Annotated in this window: 17 protein-coding genes; 5 read left to right on the top strand and 12 right to left on the bottom strand. The window is 72.9% G+C overall.

The genetic code is table 11. The features are described 5' to 3' along the window. The first annotated feature begins 13 nt into the window (after positions 1 to 13). Complete coding sequence (locus IE255_RS18325; protein WP_190051389.1) at positions 14 to 760, top strand: IclR family transcriptional regulator; 747 nt, start codon at positions 14 to 16, stop codon at positions 758 to 760. A gap of 67 nt (positions 761 to 827) precedes the next feature. Here the strand turns inward: IE255_RS18325 and IE255_RS18320 are convergent, their stop codons facing one another. Genes IE255_RS18320 through IE255_RS18305 form a run of 4 tightly spaced genes read right to left on the bottom strand, consistent with a single transcriptional unit; the run spans position 828 to position 7,646 of the window. Beyond that, positions 828 to 2,012 carry an aminotransferase class V-fold PLP-dependent enzyme gene (locus IE255_RS18320; protein WP_190051341.1) on the bottom strand — a complete coding sequence of 395 codons (1,185 nt, stop codon included), beginning with the start codon at positions 2,010 to 2,012 and terminating at the stop codon, positions 828 to 830. Positions 2,013 to 2,068: 56 nt separating this feature from the next. Then, positions 2,069 to 3,508: an NAD-dependent succinate-semialdehyde dehydrogenase gene (locus IE255_RS18315; RefSeq protein ID WP_190051340.1), complete on the bottom strand. Its 1,440-nt coding sequence runs from the start codon at positions 3,506 to 3,508 to the stop codon at positions 2,069 to 2,071. Then, a complete protein-coding gene (locus tag IE255_RS18310; RefSeq protein WP_190051339.1) occupies positions 3,505 to 6,381 on the bottom strand; it encodes an FAD-binding and (Fe-S)-binding domain-containing protein in 2,877 nt (958 codons plus the stop codon). The genes IE255_RS18315 and IE255_RS18310 overlap by 4 nt, the downstream gene beginning before the upstream one ends. Next, on the bottom strand, positions 6,378 to 7,646 hold the full coding sequence (locus IE255_RS18305; protein WP_190051338.1) for an aspartate aminotransferase family protein: 1,269 nt from the start codon (positions 7,644 to 7,646) through the stop codon (positions 6,378 to 6,380). The genes IE255_RS18310 and IE255_RS18305 overlap by 4 nt, the downstream gene beginning before the upstream one ends. A 227-nt stretch (positions 7,647 to 7,873) precedes the next feature. Here IE255_RS18305 and IE255_RS18300 point away from each other — a divergent pair, with 227 nt between their 5' ends. After that, positions 7,874 to 9,490 (top strand): PucR family transcriptional regulator, encoded by a 1,617-nt coding sequence (locus tag IE255_RS18300; RefSeq protein WP_190051337.1) that lies wholly within the window; start codon positions 7,874 to 7,876, stop codon positions 9,488 to 9,490. 28 nt (positions 9,491 to 9,518) lie between these two features. Here IE255_RS18300 and paaE read toward each other — a convergent pair whose 3' ends face one another. Genes paaE through paaA form a run of 5 tightly spaced genes read right to left on the bottom strand, consistent with a single transcriptional unit; the run spans position 9,519 to position 13,257 of the window. Continuing rightward, complete coding sequence (gene paaE / locus IE255_RS18295) at positions 9,519 to 10,634, bottom strand: 1,2-phenylacetyl-CoA epoxidase subunit PaaE (protein WP_229906458.1); 1,116 nt, start codon at positions 10,632 to 10,634, stop codon at positions 9,519 to 9,521. Continuing rightward, a complete protein-coding gene (paaD, locus tag IE255_RS18290; protein WP_190051336.1) occupies positions 10,634 to 11,149 on the bottom strand; it encodes a 1,2-phenylacetyl-CoA epoxidase subunit PaaD in 516 nt (171 codons plus the stop codon). The genes paaE and paaD overlap by 1 nt, the downstream gene beginning before the upstream one ends. Next, the gene (gene paaC, locus IE255_RS18285; protein WP_190051335.1) at positions 11,143 to 11,970 is read right to left on the bottom strand and encodes a 1,2-phenylacetyl-CoA epoxidase subunit PaaC; all 828 of its coding nucleotides are present in this window, start codon (positions 11,968 to 11,970) and stop codon (positions 11,143 to 11,145) included. Before paaC ends, paaD begins: the two co-directional genes overlap by 7 nt. 10 nt (positions 11,971 to 11,980) lie before the next feature. Beyond that, complete coding sequence (gene paaB / locus IE255_RS18280) at positions 11,981 to 12,274, bottom strand: 1,2-phenylacetyl-CoA epoxidase subunit PaaB (protein WP_190051334.1); 294 nt, start codon at positions 12,272 to 12,274, stop codon at positions 11,981 to 11,983. Continuing rightward, positions 12,271 to 13,257 (bottom strand): 1,2-phenylacetyl-CoA epoxidase subunit PaaA, encoded by a 987-nt coding sequence (paaA, locus tag IE255_RS18275; RefSeq protein WP_190051333.1) that lies wholly within the window; start codon positions 13,255 to 13,257, stop codon positions 12,271 to 12,273. The genes paaB and paaA overlap by 4 nt, the downstream gene beginning before the upstream one ends. A 158-nt stretch (positions 13,258 to 13,415) precedes the next feature. Here paaA and paaK point away from each other — a divergent pair, with 158 nt between their 5' ends. Continuing rightward, positions 13,416 to 14,756: a phenylacetate--CoA ligase PaaK gene (gene paaK / locus IE255_RS18270; protein ID WP_190051332.1), complete on the top strand. Its 1,341-nt coding sequence runs from the start codon at positions 13,416 to 13,418 to the stop codon at positions 14,754 to 14,756. Here paaK and IE255_RS18265 read toward each other — a convergent pair. The 3 genes from IE255_RS18265 to IE255_RS18255 form a co-directional block, all read right to left on the bottom strand. Further along, entirely contained in the window at positions 14,712 to 15,503 is a 792-nt protein-coding gene (locus tag IE255_RS18265) for a hypothetical protein (RefSeq protein ID WP_190051331.1), read from the bottom strand. The genes paaK and IE255_RS18265 overlap by 45 nt on opposite strands. Positions 15,504 to 15,554: 51 nt before the next feature. Then, on the bottom strand, positions 15,555 to 16,811 hold the full coding sequence (locus IE255_RS18260) for a SpoIIE family protein phosphatase (protein ID WP_190051330.1): 1,257 nt from the start codon (positions 16,809 to 16,811) through the stop codon (positions 15,555 to 15,557). A gap of 101 nt (positions 16,812 to 16,912) precedes the next feature. After that, positions 16,913 to 17,671: an IclR family transcriptional regulator gene (locus IE255_RS18255; RefSeq protein ID WP_190051329.1), complete on the bottom strand. Its 759-nt coding sequence runs from the start codon at positions 17,669 to 17,671 to the stop codon at positions 16,913 to 16,915. 493 nt (positions 17,672 to 18,164) lie between these two features. Here IE255_RS18255 and IE255_RS18250 point away from each other — a divergent pair, with 493 nt between their 5' ends. Together IE255_RS18250 and IE255_RS18245 are read left to right on the top strand one after the other, a co-directional pair. Then, positions 18,165 to 19,910, top strand: a complete 1,746-nt coding sequence (locus IE255_RS18250; protein ID WP_190051328.1) for an enoyl-CoA hydratase-related protein — start codon at positions 18,165 to 18,167, stop codon at positions 19,908 to 19,910. After that, positions 19,907 to 20,470, top strand: a complete 564-nt coding sequence (locus IE255_RS18245) for a hydrogenase maturation protease (RefSeq protein ID WP_190051327.1) — start codon at positions 19,907 to 19,909, stop codon at positions 20,468 to 20,470. The genes IE255_RS18250 and IE255_RS18245 overlap by 4 nt, the downstream gene beginning before the upstream one ends. Positions 20,471 to 20,511 lie beyond the last annotated feature (41 nt).

The following is a 20,511-nucleotide window of genomic DNA, read 5'->3' as shown; positions in this document are numbered from 1 at the left end:
GGCCCCGATGGAAATGAAGAGCGTGACCAGGTCGCTGCGCATCCTGGAGGCGGTCGCGCACCACCAGCCCGTGACGGTGGGCGAGTTGACGAAGCTCTTCGGCCTGCCCAAGTCGACGGTGCAGCGCACGCTGGTCAGCCTGAACGAGGCGGGATGGCTGCGGGCGAACCGCAAGGACACCACCCGCTGGGAGATCGGCGCGCGGGTGCTCGCCGTACGGCCGGCGGCGCTGCAGGGATCGAGCCTGTTCGCGGCGGCGCGGGAGCCCATGATCCGGCTGCGGGACGCGCTGAACGAGACGATCCACCTGTCGGTGCCGGACGCGCTGCAGTGCATGGTCGTCGTCGACCGGGTGGACTGCGCTCACGCGGTGCGGACGTACTACGCGATCGGCGACACCTCTCCCCTGCACGCCACCGCCACCGGGCGCGCGATCCTGGCCCATCTGCCGCCCGCCGACGTGGACGAACTGGTCGCGCACCGGCTGGAGCGCTACAGCGACGCGACGCCGGTCGACCCGGCCGAGCTGCGCGCCGAGCTGAAGCGGGTGCGCACGGACGGCTACGCCCTCAACCGCAACCAGTACCGCCCCGACGTCTGCGCGATCGCCGCGCCCGTCCTGGACGAGGACGGCACACCGCTCGCCTCCGTGGCCGTCTCCATGCCGGACTCTCGCTACGACGCGGACCGGCTGCCCGAGTGGGGCCGCCTGGTCGCCGACACGGCGTCCGGCATCAGCGACCGCCGCCTGGGCGCCTGACAGCCCGGCCCACATGACAGGGCCCCCTGCTGCCGGCCGGCGGCAGGGGGCGTGACGCGTTTCCGGGTCAGGTGCGGCCGGCGCGCTGCTTCTCCACCACTTCCGCGAGTGCCTCCACGAAGCGGTCGAGCTCGCTCTCCCGCATGTAGATGTGGGGCGACACGCGCATGCCGCTCAGGTGCCGTACCTCCCGGTATTTCACATGCACCTGGTGCTCGTCCCGGAGCTCCTGTTCCACCGCTCTGGCGTCCAGGCCGTCGATCGAGAACAGGCTCACCGCGCCCAGGGTGTCGGTGTCCAGCGGCGTGTGCAGCCGGAACCCGGGGATGCCCTTGGCGCGCTCCACCCAGTAGCGGGTCAGCTCCCGCACGCGCGCGTGGACGGCCGCCGCCCCGATCTCCCGGTGGAAGCGCGCCGCCGGCAGGATGCCGGCCTGGAGGGCCGAGTTGTACGTGCCGAGGTTCCAGTGGTCGAACTTGTCGACGCGCAGCGGCGGCGGATCGAAGGGGGCCAGCAGGGGCCACGTACGGTCGATGACTCCCTCCCTGACGACCAGCATGCCGTTGCCGACCGGCGCGCCCATCCACTTGTGCAGACTGGTGACGAAGAAGTCGCAGTCCAGGTCACGGAAGCTGACCGGCATCTGCGCGAAGGTCTGGGCCCCGTCCACCACGGTGAGCGTCCCGTTGTCCTTCGCCAGCCGGCACAGCCGCTTCGCCGGCACGACGCGTCCCGTCCAGTGGGACATGTGGGTGATCTGCAGGACACGGGTGCGCGGGGTCAGGACCGCCGCGTACGCCTCGAAGATCTCGTCGTCGCTGTCCATGAGGTCGTAGTCGGCGGTGGCGACCTCGATGCCCTCGCGTTCCTGCCGCTGGAACCAGGCGGCGCGCACGCTCGGGTAGTCCCAGTGCGAGATGACGACCTGGTCGCCGGCGGCCAGCGGGATACCGAAGATCGCCGTGCACAGGCCCTCGGTGGAGTTCCGGTTCAGTGCGATCTCGCCGGGGTCGCAGTCGATGAGCCCGGCGAGTTCCGCCTTGGTCTCGGGGAGCGCCAGGTCGAGGTTGCTCCACATGTTGCGGTCGGGGTTCCGGTTGACCAGCCGGTAGGCCTCGATCGTCGCCTGCTCGACGACCAGGGGCGGCGGGCTCACGGCCGCGTTGTTCAGGTTCAGCAGGGGCAGCTGCTCCGGGTAGGCCGCGCGGACGCGCTCCCAGTCGGCTTCACCGTCCGTGTGGGGTCTCGCCATGGTGCTCTGCTCCGATGTGTCGTTCAGGGACGCCGATGTGTCGTTCGAGGACGCCGTCAGCGCACGGGCACCGCGACGTACTGGTACTCCAGGAACTCTTCGATCCCGACCCGGCCGCCCTCGCGGCCGAGACCGGACTGCTTGACCCCGCCGAACGGCGCGGCCGGGTTGGAGACGAGGCCGGTGTTCAGCCCCACCATGCCCACCTCCAGACCCTCGCTGACGCGCAGCCCGCGGTCCAGACCCTGGGTGAAGACGTAACCGACCAGACCCCAGGGCGTGTCGTTGGCGCGGCGCAGGACCTCGTCCTCGTCGTCGAAGGTGAGGATCGCGGCGACCGGCCCGAAGATCTCCGTGTCCATCAGGCGGCTGCCGGGGTCGACGTCGGCGAGCACGGTCGGCGGGTAGAAGCAGCCGGGCCCCTCGGGCGTACGGCCGCCGACGAGCACGCGGGCGCCGCGCTCCACCGCGTCGGTGACGAGTTCCTGCACCTTGGCGCGTCCGGCGGCGTCGATGAGCGGGCCGACGTCGACGCCGTCCCGCGTACCGGGGCCCACCACGAGCGCGCCCATGCGCTCGGCGAGGCGTCGTGCGAACTCGTCGGCCACCGACCGGTGCACGAAGAAGCGGTTGGCCGCGGTGCAGGCCTCGCCCATGTTGCGCATCTTGGCGACCATCGCACCGTCCACGGCCACGTCCAGGTCGGCGTCGTCGAAGACGATGAACGGCGCGTTGCCGCCCAGCTCCATCGACGTGCGTACGACGGTGTCGGCGCACTGGGCGAGCAGCAGCCGGCCGACGGCCGTGGAACCGGTGAAGGACAGCTTGCGGATCCGGCCGCCGCGCAGGAGGGGCTCGCAGACCTCTCCGGCACGGGAGGTGGTGACGACGTTCAGCACACCGTCCGGCAGCCCGGCCTCCTTCAGGATCCCGGCCAGTGCGAGGCTGGACAGCGGGGTCTGCGGGGCCGGCTTGAGGACCATCGTGCAGCCCGCCGCGATGGCCGGGCCGATCTTGCGGGTGCCCATGGCCAGCGGGAAGTTCCACGGCGTGATCAGCAGGCAGGGGCCGACCGGGCGGCGGGAGAGCAGCATGCGGTTGCGGCCGTCGGGCAGGGTGCCGCAGCCGCCGTCGATGCGGACGGCCTCCTCGGAGAACCAGCGGAAGAACTCGGCGGCGTACGCCACCTCTCCCCTGGCCTCGGAGAGCGGCTTGCCCATCTCGGACGTCATCAGGTGGGCGAGTTCGTCGGTGCGCTCGAGGATGATCTCGTGGGCGCGGCGCAGGATCTCGCTGCGGGCCCGGGGTGCCGTACGCGCCCACTCGGCCTGGGCCTGGACGGCGGCTTCCTCGGCGAGCCGGGCGTCCTTGGGGCCGGCGTCGGCGACGTGGCAGAGGATCTCGCCGGTCGCGGGGTCGTCGACGGGCATGGTGGCGCCGTCCGCGGCGTCCACCCAGGCCCCGCCGATGAACAACTGGGTCAGTACCTCGGTCATGATGTCTCTCCTGTGTGATCGGCGGCGGGGTCGAGGAGTTCGGCGAGGTGCAGGGCGCGGATGCCCCGGTCACCGGCGAGGTGGTCGATCTGGGTGGCGCAGCTGAAGCCGTCGGCCACGACGGGGCGTCCGCCGAGGTTGTCGATGCGGGGCTTGAGGGCCAGGTCCGCGACGGCCATGGAGGTGTCGTAGTGCTCCGCCTCGAAGCCGAAGTTGCCGGCGAGGCCGCAGCAGCCCTCGGCCTCGTCGACGCCGCCTACGCCGAGCCGGCGCAGGAGGTCGGCGGGGCGGCGGCCCTTGAAGGTGGCGTACTCGTGGCAGTGGGTCTGGAGCACGACGTTCTCGGGCAGCGGCGGCGGGCTCCAGTCCTCATCGGCGAGGTCGGTGAGGGCCCCGGTGAAGGTGTGGACCCGGTCGGCGACGCGCCGGGCGGCCTCGGTGCCGAGGAGTTCGGGCACGTCGCGTTTGAGGGCGGCGGCGCAGCTGGGCTCGGCCACGATGATCGGCCGGCCGTCACCGTTGTCCAGGGCGGCGACGGTACGGGTCATGATCTTGCGGGCGATGTTCAGCTGTCCGGTGCTGACCCAGGTCAGTCCGCAGCACAGGCCGTCCTGCGGCGTGCAGGGGACGCCCGCGTCGGCCAGCACGCGGCTCGCGGCTCCGGCGATCTCGGGGCGGAAGGCGCGGGTGAAGCTGTCCACGAACAGCACGGCCTTCGCCGCCTCTGCTGCCTTGGCCGCGCGCAGGGTCTTGCGCAGGGCGCGGCGGGAGGCGAAGGCGGGGATCCTGCGCTTGGTAGTAACGCCTCCAAGGCGGGCGAGGAGCTTGCCGAGCGGTCCGCGCAACAGGGCGTTGACTGGTCGTGCGGCGTATCCGGCCAGGGCGGAGGTCCTGGGCAGCCAGCCCAGTGAGTAGTGGGAGCGGGGCCGGAGTCTGCCCTTGTAGTGGTGGTGGAGGAACTCCGCCTTGTAGGTGGCCATGTCGACACCGACCGGGCAGTCGCTGGAGCAGGCCTTACAGGACAGGCACAGATCAAGGGCGTCGCGCACCTCGGTCGAGCGCCAGCCGTCCTCGATCGCCTCGCCGCGCACCATCTCCTGGAGCATGCGGGCCCGGCCGCGGGTGGAGGCGTTCTCCTCGCCCGTGGCCCGGTAGCTTGGGCACATCACCCCGCCCGCGTCACTGCGGCACCGGCCGACACCCACGCAGCGGCGCACGGCGCCCGCGAAACCGTCCTCGTCATGGGGAAAGTTGAACGTCGTGTCCAGCAGCGGGAGTTCACGAAGCGCGAGGTCCGCGTCGAGCGGTGCGGGGTCGACGATCACACCGGGATTCAGCAGCCCCTCGGGGTCGAAGGTCTTCTTGAACGCGGCGAACGCGGCGATCATGCGGTGGCTGTACATGACCTGGAGCAGTTCGCTGCGGGCCCGCCCGTCACCGTGCTCGCCCGACAGGGTGCCGCCGTGCTCGACCACCAGCGCGGCCGCCTCGGTAAGGAAGCGGCGCATGACCGTCCGGCCGGTCTCGGTGGCCGGGTCGAAGTCGATGCGTACGTGGACGCAGCCCGCGCCGAAGTGCCCGTACAGCACGCCCGTCAGCTGGTGCGAGGCCAGCAGCTTGCGGAAGTCGCGCAGGTAGGCGGCCAGGTTCTCGGGCGCGACGGCCGCGTCCTCCCAGCCCGGCCAGGACTCGCCACCATCTACGAGGCGGGCGGCCAGCCCGGCCCCGTCCTCCCGCACCCGCCACAGCGAACGCCGCTCCGCCGGGCTCTCCACGACCCGGCCGCCGGTCATCCGCCCCCGCGCCTTGAGCACATCCAGCAGCTCAGCGGCCCGGGCGTTGACCGCTGCCTGGTCGTCGCCTTCGAGCTCGACGTACAGCCAGGCCCGCCCCTCGGGCAGCCCGGTGACGGAGTCCGCGCCGCGGCGGGCGCGCATGGTGGCCACGATCGCCTCGTCCATGCCCTCCACGGCGCTGGGCGACCAGCGCAGGATCTCCGGCACGTCCTCGGCCGCCTCGACCACATCCTCGTAGCCGAGCGTCAGCAGCGTCGATGCCTGTGCGGTCGCCACCAGGCGGACCGTCGCGGCGGTGACGACCGCACAGGTGCCCTCGGTGCCCACCAGAGCACGAGCCAGATCGAACCCGTTCTCCGGCAGCAGGTGCTGCAGCTGGAAACCTGACACCTGACGCGGGATCCGGCCCAGCTCGGTACGGATCAGCGCCAGGTTGTCCTCGACCAGCCGCCTGAGGCCGGCTTCGAGCCGAGCGACGCGCCGCACAGCCTCCGCGTCGCCCGGCTCGGCGGCCCGCAGCCCGGAGTGGTCGGCCACGGCCCGCACGCCGTCGGCCGTCACGATCTCCAGGGCCTCGACATGGCCGCTGGTCCGCCCGTCCCGCACCGACCGGTTGCCGCACGCGTCGTTGCCGATCATGCCGCCGAGGGTGCAGCGGCTGTGCGAGGACGGGTCCGGGCCGAAGTCCAGCCCGTGCAGGGCGGTCGCACTGCGCAGCGCGTCCAGGACGACACCCGCCTCCACCCGCGCGGTACGCGCCTCGACGTCGATGTCCAGGATCCGGTTCATGTACCGGGAGAAGTCCAGAACAACACCCGCGCCAACAGCGTTGCCCGCCATGCTCGTGCCACCACCCCGGGCCGTGACCGGGATGCCCGCCTCCCGGCAGGCCCGCAGCACCGCGACCACGTCGTCGGCGGTGCGCGGGAAGGCCACGGCCCGCGGCAGCACACGGTAGTTGGAGGCGTCGTAGGCGTAAGGGCCCGTCGCCCCCGGACCGGTCTCCACCCGCAGGCCGGGCGCGATCTCGGCGATGCGGTCCGTCAGACCCGCCAGGTCGCGGGTGGCTGTCGTCATCGCTCCGCCGCTCCCGACGTACCGGCCTCCACGGCGTTCGTCCAGGCCTGGAGACCCTCGTCCACACCCGCCTCGTCGATCACGAGGGCGGGGATCATACGGACCACCTGGTTCCAGGCGCCGCACAGCAGCAGGAGCAGGCCCTCGTCGATGGCGGCGCGCTGCACGCGGGCGGCGGTCTCGGGGTCGGGGCTGCCGTCCTCGGTGACGAACTCGGTGGCGAGCATGAGTCCGAGGCCGCGGACGTCGCCGATGCCCGGGGTCCGGTCGGCCACGGCCTCCAGGCCGTGGCGCAGCCGCTTGCCCATCGCCTCGGCGTTCTCGACGAGCTTCTCGTCGCGGACGACGTCGAGGGTCGCGCAGGCGGCGGCGCAGGCGACGGCGTTGGCGCCGTACGTACCGCCCTGCGAGCCGGGCCACGCCTTGGTCATCAGTTCCTCGGAGGCGGCGATGCCGGAGAGGGGGAAGCCGCTGGCCAGGCCCTTGGCGGTGACGAGGATGTCGGGCGTGACGCCGAAGTGGTCGTGGCCCCAGAAGCGTCCGGTGCGGCCGACGCCGGTCTGCACCTCGTCGAGGATCAGCAGGAAGCCGTGCCGGTCCGCCCGCTCGCGCAGCCCTTCCATGAAGGCGCGGTTCGCGGGCACGTAGCCGCCCTCGCCGAGCACCGGCTCGACGATGATCGCGGCCGTGTCGGCGGGCGACGAGATCGTCTGGAGGGTGTAGTCGAGCTCCCGCAGGGCAAAACGGGTCGCGGTCTCCTCGTCCCAGCCGTACCGGAAGGCCGTCGGGAACGGGGTGACGACCACACCGCTCATCAGCGGGGAGAAGCCGGACCGGAAGCGGATGCCGGAGGTGGTCATGGACGCGGCGGCGACGGTACGGCCGTGGAAACCGCCGTGGCAGACGATGACGTTGGGCCGGCCGGTGGCCTGGCGGGCGAGCCGCAGTGCCGCCTCGACGGCCTCGCTGCCGGAGTTGGTGAAGAACAGGCTGTCGAGGCCGGCCGGCAGCACCTCGCCCAGCTTGTCGACGAGACGGCGCAGCGGCTGGTGCATGACGGTCGTGTACTGGCCATGGATCAGCGTGCCCACCTGCTCCTGCGCCGCCGCCACGACCTTGGGGTGGCAGTGCCCGGTGCTGGTGACGCCGATGCCGGCGGTGAAGTCGAGGTAGCGGCGGCCGTCCTCACCGTAGAGGTGGACGCCCTCGCCCCGGGCCGCCACCACGGGCGTGGCCTGGCGAAGGTGCGGCGACAGTGCGGTCATGTTGTCTCCCGGCCGTACGTCGAGGTGTGGTTGCTTGGCTCAGCTCCGGTAACCGAGCATCCAGGCCCCCGCGAACGGCGACAACGCGTGATCTGTCCAGCCGGAACGCGTTGTTCGGACGTTGTGTCAACCGCCGAACCCCTCGGGTACCGCCCGCCCCACCCATGGGCAGCTCTTGCGCAGGTCAGTGCCGCTTGTCAGAGTGACCGGGCGAGCAGGGAGACACCGTGAACGAGAACCACCCGAAGGCCCCGGCCGGTCGCGCGCCGACCGTCGCCGACGTGCTGGCCCTGCCCGTCCTGGCCGCCGGACAGCCCCAGGTCGTCACCGGGCTGCCGTATCTGGACCGGCCGGTGCGCTGGGTGCACATCACCGAGCTGACGGACCCGGCCTCCTTCCTCAAGGGCGGCGAGCTGGTCCTGACCACGGGCATGCCCCTGCCCGAGGACGCCGCGGGCGTCCGCCGGTACGTCGACGAACTCACCGAAGTGGGAGCGGCGGCCCTGGTCATCGAGCTGGTGCGGCGCTACCACCGCGCGCCCGATGCCCTCGTCCAGGCCTGCCGCGCCCGGGGCCTGCCCCTGGTGACCCTCGCCCGGGACGTCAACTTCCTGGAGGTCACCCAGGTCGTCCACGCGCTCATCCTCGGCAACCAGGCCGAGGCGATGCGCCGGACCCAGCGGATCCACGAGGCGTTCACCGCGCTCACCCTGCGCGGTGCGGGGCCGGAGGACGTGGTGCACGCGGCGGCGGAGATGAGCGGCCGCACGGTCGTCCTGGAGAACCTGGCGCACCAGGCGCTGATCTGCGAGCCGTCGGGCAGCACGGTGCGGGAGGCGCTCACCGGCTGGGAGCAGCGCTCCCGGGCCACCGGGCCCGGCGACCACACCGGCGTGGGCGGACCGGAGGGCTGGCTCACCGCGCCCGTCTCCTACCAGGGCGAACGCTGGGGCCGGCTGGCGATGCTGCCCGCCGACGGGCCGGCCTTCGGACCGGAGCACATCACCGTCCTGGAGAGAACGGCGATGGCGCTGACCGTCGCCCGCCTCATCCACGCCACGCCATGGGAGCACACGGCCCACCGCAACGCCCTGCGGGAACTGGCGGAGCAGCGCCACCCCTCCGCCGAGGACGCCCGGGCCCGCTGCGCCGCGCTGGGCCTGCCCACCGAGGACAGCCGCTACCTGGCACTGCTCGTCGACCTGGGCCCCGGTGCCGCGGGGACCGAGCCGGAGGCCCGGCTGCACCGGGAGCTCCGGTCGGCGGGTGTCGCGGCGCTCGTCGGGGAGCTCTCCCCCGGCCGCCTCGGTGTCCTGCTGGCCCTGCGCGCCGCCCAGCCCTGGCGTCCGGTGGCCGAGCGCCTGAGCCGCACCGCGCTGGGTCTGTCCCCGGAGGCGCTCGTGAGCGTCGGCTCGGAGGTCGCGGACCTCGCCGACATCGCCCGCTCCTTCCGGGAGGCGGCCCGCGTCACGGAGGCCACCCCGCCCGGCCAGCCCCTTCCCGCGGACCGCTCCTTCCACGAGCTGCCGGACATCGACCTGCGCCGCCTGCTGTACGCGCTGCGCGAGGATCCCCGGATCCAGGACTACACCGAGCGGCGCCTCGGCCGGCTCATCGACCACGACACCCGGCACGGCACCGACCTGCTGACGACCCTGGGCCACTACCTCGACGCCGCCGGCAACAAGACCACGGCGGCCCGTCGCGGCGGCCTGTCCAGGGAGACCATGTACCAGCGCCTGCGCACCATCGAACGCCTCCTCGACACCGACCTCGAATCCGGCGAGCGCCGCACCGAACTCCACGTGGCCCTCACGGCGTTGCGCGTGCTGCGGACCACCTGACGGACAGGGAACTGCGGTGCGGCTCCGGTCAGGTGTCGAAGTCCACCGTCAGGGCGTCCGACACCGGGAACGACTGGCACGTGAGGACGTACCCCGCGTCGACCTCGGCCGGTTCGAGGGCGAAGTTGCGGCGCATGTCGGCCTTGCCGTCGGTGACCAGGGCGCGGCAGGTGCCGCAGACGCCGCCCTTGCAGGCGAACGGCAGGTCGGGGCGGGTCTGCTGGGCGCCTTCGAGGATGGTCCGCTCCCGGGGCAGGGCGGAGGTGGTGGAGCGGCCGTCGAGGATGACGGTGACCTGGCTGACCGGGCCGGAGGGGCCGGTCTCCGCGTGGCGGACCTCGCGGACGGGCTCGTCGTCGGCGTAGAACAGCTCCTGGTGGACGCGGTCGCCGGGCACGCCGAGGCCTTCGAGTACCTGTTGGGCGGCGCGGACCATGCCGTGCGGGCCGCACAGCCACCAGTGGTCGGCGGACTCCACGTCGACCAGCGCGCCGACGAGTGCCGACAGCCGCTCGGCGTCGAGGCGGCCGGAGAGCACCTCCGCCTCGCGGGGCTCGCGGGACAGGACGTGGGCGAGCTGGAAACGCGTCGGGTAGAGGTCCTTCAGGTCGGCCAGCTCGTCGGCGAACATCACCGTGCCGGTGCGGCGGTTGCCGTAGAAGAGGGTGACCGTCGAGCGAGGGTCGGCGGCGAGGACGGACTCGGCGATGGAGACCATGGGCGTGATGCCGGAGCCGGCCGCGACGAGGACGTGGTGGCCGGGGGTGCCGAGGTCGGGAGTGAAGGCGCCGGTGGGGGCCATCACCTCGACGGTGTCGCCGGGGCGTACGTCGTGCACCAGCCAGGACGAGAAGAGGCCGCCCGGCACCACGCGCACGCCGATGCGCGGTGCCGCGCCCACCGGCGAGCAGATCGAGTAGGAGCGGCGTTCGTCGCGGCCGTCGACCTCGCGCCGCAGCGTGAGCGACTGGCCGGGCGCGAAGGCGAACTCCTCGGCCAGCTCGGCGGGGATGTCGAAACTGACGGCTGCCGCGTCCTCGCACAGCGGCTGCACGGCGGCGACCCGCAGGGGGTGGAAGACCGGACGTCGGCGGGCACGCGCGCGTGCCGCCGGGGCGGGGGCCGGCTCCATCAGGTCCTCCATCAGATCTCCTTGACGTACTCGAACGGCTCGCGGCAGGCGAGGCAGCGCCACAGGGCCTTGCAGGACGTGGCGGCGAAGCGCGAGGTCTCCTCGGTGTCCGCGCTGCCGCAGCGGGGGCAGGGCACGGAGCGGCGGGTCGGCGCCAGCACGAGCGGGACCGGGCCGGCGGCGCGGACGGGCGCGGCCCCGGGCGGGGCGATGCCGTGCTCGGCGAGCTTGCGTCGGCCGGCCGGAGTGATCCAGTCGCTGGTCCACGGCGGGTCCAGGACGGTGCGGATCTCCACGCGCGCGTACCCGGCGTCGCGCAGCCGGGCGGCCACGCCGGCGCGCATCTCCGCCATGGCCGGGCAGCCCGAGTAGGTCGGCGTCAGGCTCGCGACGACGGTGCCGCCCTCGGTCATCTCGACGCCCCGCAGGACGCCCAGGTCGGCCAGCGTGAGCATGGGCAGCTCGGGGTCGGGCACCTGCTCGGCGATGCGCCGGGCCCGTCGCGCGTCCAGCAGTGTCGTCACCATGTCGCCTCCGGGTGGGCGCGGGCCACGCCCTGCAACTCGGCCAGCAGCGGGGCGAGATGCCCGGTGTGCTCCCCGGCGCGGCCCGAACCGGGCAGTGGGCCGTAGACGGGCATGGGCAGTCCGGCGGCCTCGGTGACCTGGCGGAGGACCGCCACGACCTCGTCCCGGACGTCACACGCCGTGAACAGCTCGCCCAGGTAGGGCGCCACCTGCTCCTGCGCCCTGCGCATCCGGCGGTGCGACTCCTCGGTGCCGTCGCCCAGGCGCACCGCCCACTCGGCCGCGTACTGCCGGTGGTACGCCAGTTCCTTCACGCCCTTGGCGGCGATCGCCGCGAGCACCGGGTCGCGGTGGGCCGTGAGCCGCTCGAAGTGCGCGAGGCGCCAGCTGGAGAGCACCAGCAGCCGCACGATCGAGAACGCGAAGTCCCCGTTGGGCAGTTCGGCCAGGCGTACGCTGCGGAAGTCGCCGGCGTCACGGAAGTAGGCGAAGGCGTCCTCGCCGCGCCCGGTGCCGTCGACCTGGCCGGCACGGGAGTAGAGCAGGCGGGCCTGGCCGAGCAGGTCGAGTCCGATGTTGGCGAGGGCCACCTCCTCCTCCAGCTCGGGGGCCCGGGTGGTCCACTCGGCGAGCCGCTGGGCCGAGACCAGGGCGTCGTCGGCCAAAGTGACGCAGAGATCCGCCAGTTCACCGGCGTCGACACCCTCGGGCACGGCGGTGTCCACGCCGTGCAGCGGGTCCTCGAAGCCGGTGCCGTAGGCCCAGCGGGCGTCGTCCTCGTGCCCCTCGGCGAGGGTCAGGTAGACGTGGTCGTCACTCATGCCCTCTCCTTCAGATGTGCGGGACGTCGGCGGGGATGTCGTAGAAGGTCGGGTGCCGGTAGACCTTGTCGGCGCTGGGCGCGAAGAAGGGGTCCTTCTCGTCGCGGGTGGAGGCGGTGATGTGCTCCGAGCGCACGACCCAGATGGACACGCCCTCGTTGCGCCGCGTGTACAGGTCGCGGGCGTGGGTGAGGGCCATGCGGTCGTCGGCGGCGTGCAGCGAGCCCACGTGGACGTGGTTCAGGCCGCGCTTGCCGCGCACGAACACCTCGTACAGCGGCCAGTTCTGCTTCTCGGCGGTCATGCCACCGCTCCCTTCCGCTCGCGGGACGCCTGCTTGGCCGCGTGGGCGGTGGCCGCCTCGCGCACCCAGGCGCCCTCCTCGTGGGCGCTGCGGCGCCGCTCCATCCGCTGGGCGTTGCACGGGCCGTCGCCCTTGATGACCCGCATCAGCTCGTCCCAGTCGGGCGTGCCGAAGTCGTGGTGGCCCCGCTCCTCGTTCCAGCGCAGCTCCGGGTCGGGGAGCGTGACGCCGAGCTTCTCGGCCTGCGGGACGGTCATGTCGACGAAGCGCTGACGCAGCTCGTCGTTGCTGTGCCGCTTGATCTTCCAGGCCATGGACTGGGCGGAGTTGGGCGAGGCGTCGTCGGGCGGGCCGAACATCATCAGCGACGGCCACCACCAGCGGTCCACGGCGTCCTGCACCATCTCGCGCTGCGCCTCGGTGCCGCGCATCATCGTCATCAGCAGCTCGTAGCCCTGCCGCTGGTGGAACGACTCCTCCTTGCAGATCCGCACCATCGCGCGCGCGTACGGCCCGTACGACGAGCGGCACAGCGGCACCTGGTTGCAGATCGCCGCGCCGTCCACGAACCAGCCGATCACCCCGACGTCCGCGAAGCTCAGGGTGGGGTAGTTGAAGATCGAGGAGTACTTCTGGCGGCCCTCGATCAGCCGCTCGGTCAGATCCGCGCGGTCGGCGCCCAGCGTCTCCGCCGCCGAGTACAGGTACAGCCCGTGCCCGGCCTCGTCCTGGACCTTCGCGAACAGAATGGCCTTGCGGCGCAGCGACGGCGCGCGGGTGATCCACTCGCCCTCCGGCTGCATGCCGATGATCTCCGAGTGCGCGTGCTGCGCGATCTGCCGGATCAGTGTCTTCCGGTAGCCCTCCGGCATCCAGTCGCGCGGCTCGATCCGCTGGTCCCGCGCGATCGTCGCGTCGAAGTGCCGCTGGAGAACCGGCTCGGTGCCGTCCGCCCCCGGGGGGCTGGAGTGTGTCGTGTCCATCCGTCCCACTTCCCAACCGACCATTCGTTCGGTCCATCATAGAACGACCCCGCACGCCTTGGTAAGACCTGATCCTTGACAGGCCCCGGGGCGACTGGATTACTGGTCGGCGCCGGAGCTAACCGAATGGTCGGTCGGGTTACAAGGTGGTGGGTGACGTGAGCAGTACAGCTGACACGGCGACGGGACAGCGGCGGGGCGAGCCCCTCCCCCACGCCCTGCTCGACGACGCCGAGCGCCTGACGCGCGAGCAGCTGCGCGAGCTCCAGCTCGACCGTCTGCGCCGGAGCCTGCGCCACGCCTACGACAACGTGGAGGCGTACCGGCAGAAGTTCGACGAGGCCGGGGTCACCCCGGAGGACTGCCGCTCGCTGGCGGACCTGTCCCGGTTCCCCTTCACCACGAAGGCCGATCTGCGGGACACCTACCCGTTCGGCATGTTCGCCGTCCCCATGGACCAGGTCCGCCGGGTCCACGCCTCCAGCGGGACCACCGGCCGCCCCACGGTCGTCGGCTACACGGAGAACGACCTGTCGATGTGGGCGGACCTGGTCGCCCGCTCGATCCGCGCCGCCGGTGGACGCCCGGGGAACAAGGTGCACATCTCCTACGGCTACGGCCTGTTCACCGGCGGCCTCGGCGCACACTACGGCGCCGAGCGGGCCGGGTGCACCGTCATCCCCGCCTCGGGCGGCATGACGGCCCGGCAGGTGCAGATCATCCAGGACTTCCGGCCCGAGATCATCATGGTCACCCCGTCGTACATGCTCACCCTGCTCGACGAGTTCGAGCGGCAGGGCGTCGACCCGCGCGCCGGCAGCCTGAAGGTGGGCATCTTCGGGGCCGAGCCGTGGACGGAGGAGATGCGCCGCGAGATCGAGGAACGGATCGACATCCACGCCGTCGACATATACGGCCTGTCCGAGGTGATCGGTCCCGGGGTCGCGCAGGAGTGCGTGGAGACCAAGGACGGGCTGCATGTGTGGGAGGACCACTTCTATCCCGAGGTCGTCGACCCGATCACGGGTGAGGTGCTGCCCGAGGGCGCGGAGGGCGAGCTGGTCTTCACGTCCCTGACCAAGGAGGCGCTGCCGGTCGTCCGCTACCGCACCCGCGATCTGACGCGGCTGCTGCCCGGCACGGCCCGGCCCGCCTTCCGCCGCATCCGGAAGATCACCGGCCGCTGCGACGACATGATCATCCTGCGCGGGGTGAACGTCTTCCCCAGCCAGATCGAGGAGATCGTGCTGCGCACACCCGGCGTGGCACCGCACTTCCAGATCCAGCTGACCCGGCGCGGCCGTCTGGACCACATGACGGTCCGCGTCGAGACCCGCCCGGGCACCGGCCCGGACCAGCGGGAGGCCGCGGCCCGCGCGATCGCGAAGGCCGTCAAGGACGGCATCGGCATCACCGCCGACGTGGCGATCGTCGAGCCGGAGAGTCTGGAGCGGTCAGTCGGCAAGCTCCGCCGGGTCAAGGACCTGCGCGAGGCGTGACTGGTCGCGCACGGCCGCGGTGAACGCGTCCCGCGCCTCGTCGTAGCCGGTGCGCGGCCGCAACCACCGCGGTTCGGCCGCCAGCAGCTCCCAGCAGACGGGGGAACGCGCCACAGCGAGAAGTCGTGCGAGGTCGGCGTCCGCCAGCGCACCGCTCTCCCTGATCAGGTCTTCCAGATGGGCGAGATCGTCAGGGCGCTCGTCGTCCTCGCGGTCTCCCCAGCCCTCGAGCAGGACGTGGGCGAGCCATGCGGATGAATGAGCGTCGGACTCGCAGTGCTCGGCGTTTCCCGGACACCACTTCTCCAGCAGCGCCTGGAGCGCGGAGCGCACCACCGCCCGCCGGACCGCGTACTGCTCCATCCGCGCGCACCGCTCACGCAGCGCCTCGGCCTGCCGGACGACACGGTCCGGCCCGTGCATCGGCAGCGCCGAGCACGCCGTCGTGAGGACTTCGCTCCGGCGGCGGAGCTCCTCCGCACGGTGCTCGGGCGCCACGTCCGCGAGGGTCCACACCGCGCCGGCGAACGCGTCCGCGGCGCACAGGAAGGCCGTCCACGCCTCGCTGCGCTGCGCCTCCAGCCGCAGCTCCCGTTCCACGGCCCGCTGCGCGTGCGTCGTCTCCAGCGCGACGCGTCGCGCGAACCTGGTCTGCCACCGCGCCACCAGCACCGCGGCGACCGCGGCCGCCCCCGACAACGCCGCGCCCGCGGCCGAGAAAGCGGCGTACACCTGCTCCGTGTCCACGGGCGCAGGATGCCGCCCGGCCGGCCGCCGGCGAGGCGCATGACAGCAACATCACGCGTCTTGTCGCTCTGTGCCCGTGACCGACCGGAAAGAGGCGACCGGGCTCTCATCAGCAGCCCCCGCCCCGCACGCCGCGCCGGGAGCGGCCGCTCGGGGAAGTTCCGTTTCGTGTGCGGCCGGGTTGCGAATCAGGAGCAGCGCCGCGTCGTCGTGGAGCCGGCCGCCCACGTGGGCCAGGAGTTCGTCGTGGAGCGCGCCGACGGTGCGGGCCGGCTCGTGGGACACGTGCCGCTCCAGCCCTTCGGCGAGCGGGTAGAAGGCGCGGCCGTCGTCGCGGGCTTCGGTGACGCCGTCGGTGTAGAGGAGCAGCTGGTCGCCGTCGCGGAAAGGGAGCGTCTGGAGGCCGGGCGTGTGGCCCGTGAGGGCGCGCAGCCCGAGGGGCGGGGCCGGATGCGTGGGCTCCACCGCCGTCACGTCTCCGCAGGCGCGGACGAGCAGCGGGGGCGCGTGTCCGCAGTTCACCACCTCCAGATGCCCTGCCCGCGGGTATCCCGCGACGATGGCGGTGACGAAGTCGTCGTGGCCGAGGTTGCGCGCGAGGCTGCGTTCGATCCTGTCGACCACGGCGAGCAGGTCGGGCTCGTCGTGGGCCGCCTCGCGGAAGACGCCGAGCACCAGCGCGGCGGTCCCCACGGCGGGCAGCCCCTTGCCGCGCACGTCGCCGACGATCAGCCGCACCCCGTGCGGGGTGGGTATCAGTGCGTAGAGGTCCCCGCCGATCCGGGCCTCGGCGGCCGCGGCGCTGTAGCGGACGGCCGCCTGGAACGGTCCGACGGTCGCCGGCACGGGCCGGAGCAGTGCGTGCTGGGCGGTCTCGGCGACCGAGCGGACGGCAGCGAGCACCCGTTCACGGCGCTCGCGCAGGACAGCGGCCAGGCCGCTCGCGAGGGTGACGGCCACCAGGGCCGACAGCAGGGCGGCCAGTTCGCGGCCGGGCACACCGTCCCGGACGCCGAGGGTCGCGCCGAGCGCCACGGCGAGGCAGCCGACCCAGAAGACTCCGCGCGGCCCGTTGGTCGTGGCCGCCAGGGCGGGCCCGGCCGCGAGCACGGGCAGCCAGATCATCCCCGCACCGTCGGCGAGGTCGGCGAGCACGACGACGGAGACGACCAGCACGGGCAGGACGGGCGCCCCCGCGGCCAGCTGCGCGCCGGCGCGTCTGCGGGCCGCGGCCCCGATACCGGTCACTCGGTTGTCGAACGGCCCTACAGGCCGGTGGTCGCCACCACGGTCTCGGGCTTGGCTCATGTTCGCGTCCGCAGTCCTCACCTGTGCGCCGGGCACACTACTGAAATGTCTGTTTCATCCAGAAAACGGGGTGAGGCAGGACACGGGCAAGGAGAGGATTTTCAGATAGTGAGCGAGAGGCCCCGGGTCACGCGGCTCGCGGTCGGGAGCAGTCGCTCCCGGATCTCCGGCAGCCGGGAGAGCCGGCTCGCCGGCAGGGAGACGCCGAGGGAACCGAGCGTGTCGCCGCTGTAGACCGGGACGGCGACGCAGACCGTGCCCAGGGTGTACTCCTCCAGGTCCGTGACGGCCGGGGCCAGGGGTGGGTTCTCCAGCCGCCGGAGCAGTTCCGGGGGGCTGGTGATCGTCCGCGGGGTGAGGTCGGCGAGATGGTGGCGGGAGAGGTAGTCCTTGCGGGCCTCGTCGTCCAGTTCGCGCAGCACGGACTTGCCCAGTGCGGTCGCGTGTCCCGCGTCCTCGAAGCCCACCCAGAGGTCGACGCGGGGCGTTCCGGGGCTGTCGACGATCTCGGCGACCCGGATCTCGCCGTCCTCGTAGAAGGTGAGGTAGGCGGCGGTCGCGAGCTCGTCGCGCAGCGCGGCGAGCGTGGGCCGGACGCGGCTGAGCAGCGCCTGCGCACGGCCCGTGGTCCGCAGAGTCTGGAGCTTGTCGCCGAGGACGAACCCGCCGTCGTCCAGCTTCCGCACATATCCGTCGTGCGTCAGGGTCCGCAGCAGGTGATAGGCGGTGGCCAGGGGCAGGCCCGTCTCACGCGCCAGTTGCTTCGCCGGCGCGCCGTTCGCGTGCGCGCTCACCGCCTCCAGCAGGCGCATGGCCCGCTGGACGGAGGTGATGAGCGTGGGGCCGTCTCGCCCACCCATACGACCAGCGTGCGTCAGGCATACGGCGCGGGCAAGGCGGACCGGAGGACCGGCGGCGTGAACCTGGCCGACTCCACGGGTGCGGCACGGTTGACGCGTCAACCAGCACGCCGCGGGCCCATGTGCTCACTTCAGGACGGATCCTCGTCGTCCAGCCTTGCCCGGACGCCGCTTGCTCAGCCCACTTCGATCTTCGAGGCGTTCTCCGCCAGCCACGCGTCGAAGCTCCTGAGCGCCGGGTTGATCTCCCGCAGCCGGTCCAGGTCGCGGGCCCCGGTGGCCGCGAGCGGGTGATCACCACAGGACGTCCTTCTCCCGGGACGGTCGGCGAGCCCAACAGCTGCGCGAGCGGCACTCCGGTGGCCACGGGCGTCCCGCTGACCACGCCGCCGGGAGAGGCGCCGTCGGGAGAGTAGGCCGGAAGCGGAAGAGGGCCGCGAAACGCCGCCGCGGTCCTTCTCGGCCCTCCCGTCACCGGCGACGATGCCATGTCATGGACATCTTGCTCGTCGCCAGCGCGTTCAACAGCCTGTCCCAGCGCGTGTACGCGGAACTGTCGGACCAGGGGCACCGGGTGGACGTCGTCCTCGCCTCGCACGGCGCCGACGCGGTCCGGGCCGCCGTACGCGAGGTGTGCCCGGAGCTGGTCGTCGCCCCGATGCTGAAGTCGGCCCTGCCGGAGGACGTGTGGCGGGAGCACACCTGCCTGATCGTGCACCCGGGGCCGCCCGGCGACCGGGGCCCGTCGGCACTGGACTGGGCGATCGCCGAGGAGGCCTCCGAGTGGGGCGTGACGGTGCTCCAGGCCGAGGCGGCGATGGACGCGGGCGACATCTGGGCGGACGGGGCGTTCCCGGTGCCGCCGGCCGGCAAGAGCGACATGTACCGCAACGAGGTGTCCGACGCCGCCACGGCCGCCGTCCTGCTCGCCGTGCGGCGGTTCGCCGACGGGTCCTTCAAGCCGCGCCCGCAGAGCGACCCCGGGATCCGCGTGGTGTGGCGGGACTACTTCCGCCAGGAGCAGCGGCGCATCGACTGGGAGCACGACGACACCGCGACGGTGCTGCGCAAGCTCCGCGGGGCCGACTCGCAGCCGGGCGTCCTGGACGAGGTCTGCGGCCGGGAGGTGTTCCTGCACGGCGGGCACCCCGAGGACCGGCTGCGCGGGCAGCCCGGGGAACTGCTCGCGACCCGGTCCGGCGCGGTCTGCCGGGCCACCCGGGACGGCGCGGTGTGGATCCCGGAGCTGCGCCCCCGCAAGGCCTCCGGCGACCCGGCCCCGTTCCGCCGCCCGGCCGCCTCGGTGCTCGCCGGCTTCCCGGCGCCGCCCGGCAGCGCCCCGGGCATGCCGGGTTCGAACGGCCGCCCGTACTGGCTGCCGGAGATCGCCGTCCCGCTCGAACTGCCCCCGGAGCGCACTACCTGGACGGACATCCGCTACCGGCAGCGGGGGGACATCGGCTTCCTGTCCTTCTCGTTCCCGGGCGGGGCGATGAGCACCGTCCACTGCCGCAGGCTGCTCGCCGCCTACCGGTACGCGCTCACCCGCCGCACCTCGGTGCTGGTGCTCGGCGGCGCCCGCGACTTCTTCTCCAACGGCATCCACCTCAACGTCATCGAGGCGTCGAGCGACCCGGCGGGCGAGTCCTGGTCCAACCTCGTCGCCATGAACGACCTGGTCGAGGCCGTGCTGCGCACCACCGACCGGGTGGTGGTGGCGGCCCTCGGCGGCAACGCGGCGGCCGGCGGCGTGATGCTCGCCCTGGCCGCCGACGAGGTGTGGTGCCGCACCGGCAGCGTCCTCAACCCGCACTACCGGAACATGGGCCTGTACGGCTCGGAGTACTGGACGTACTCGCTGCCGCGCCGCGTGGGAGCCGAGGCGGCGGAGCGGCTGACGAGCGAGGCGCTGCCGGTGAGCGCGGCGACCGCCGAGCGGATCGGACTGGTGGACCGTCTGGTGCCGGTGCCCGCCAGGGAGTTCACCGCGGAGGTCGAGCGCCTGGCCGCCGACGTGGCCGGCGACCCGGGCATCGCACAGCGGATCACCACCAAGGCGACGGCACGGCACGCGGACGAGCTCCAGCGGCCCCTCGCGGAGTACCGGCGGGCCGAACTCGCCCGCATGCGCGCCGTCTTCTTCGACCCGCAGGCCCCGTACCACGCGCTGCGCTCGGCGTTCGTCCGCAAGCTCCCGCACGGCTCCGCCCGGCCGCTGGCCCAGGAAGGTGCGCAGTGAGCGCCCGGCTGCTCGTGGCGGGCGTCGGCAACATCTTCCTCGCCGACGACGCCTTCGGCCCCGAGGTGATCCGCGCCCTGGAGCAGCACCCGCTGCCGCCCGAGGTGCGGGTGCGGGACTTCGGCATCCGCGGCATGGACCTGGCGTACGAACTGCTCGACGGCTACGACACGGCCGTCCTGGTCGACGCGGCCGTACGGGGACACGCGCCGGGCACCCTGTCGCTGATCGAGCCGGACCTGCCCGACGGCGCCACGGGGGCCGCCCCGCCCGAGGCGCACGGCATGGACCCGGCGAAGGTCCTCGCCCTCGCCGCCCACCTGGGCGACGAGCCGCTCCCCCGCGTCCTGGTCCTCGCCTGCGAACCCGAGCTGCGGGCGCCCGCCGACGAGGACATCGCCCCGGGCATCGGCGCGACCGTGCGCGAGGCGGTCGGGCGGGCCGTCGCGGCGCTGCACACCATGGTCCCGGTGCTGCTCGCCGACCCGGCGGCCACGCCCCCGTTGAGCCGCCCGGACGAATCCCCCGCCCTGTCCCCGCCGGGCTGCCGGGCACCGTGAGAGACGGCGCCCAGGATCGGTAGCGGAACGTTTTCCCTACT

Source organism: Streptomyces lomondensis (assembly GCF_014651035.1).
GTDB classification, from domain to species: domain Bacteria; phylum Actinomycetota; class Actinomycetes; order Streptomycetales; family Streptomycetaceae; genus Streptomyces; species Streptomyces lomondensis.
Note: the sequence above shows the minus strand (reverse complement) of the source record. Positions and strands in the feature narration are given on the sequence as shown.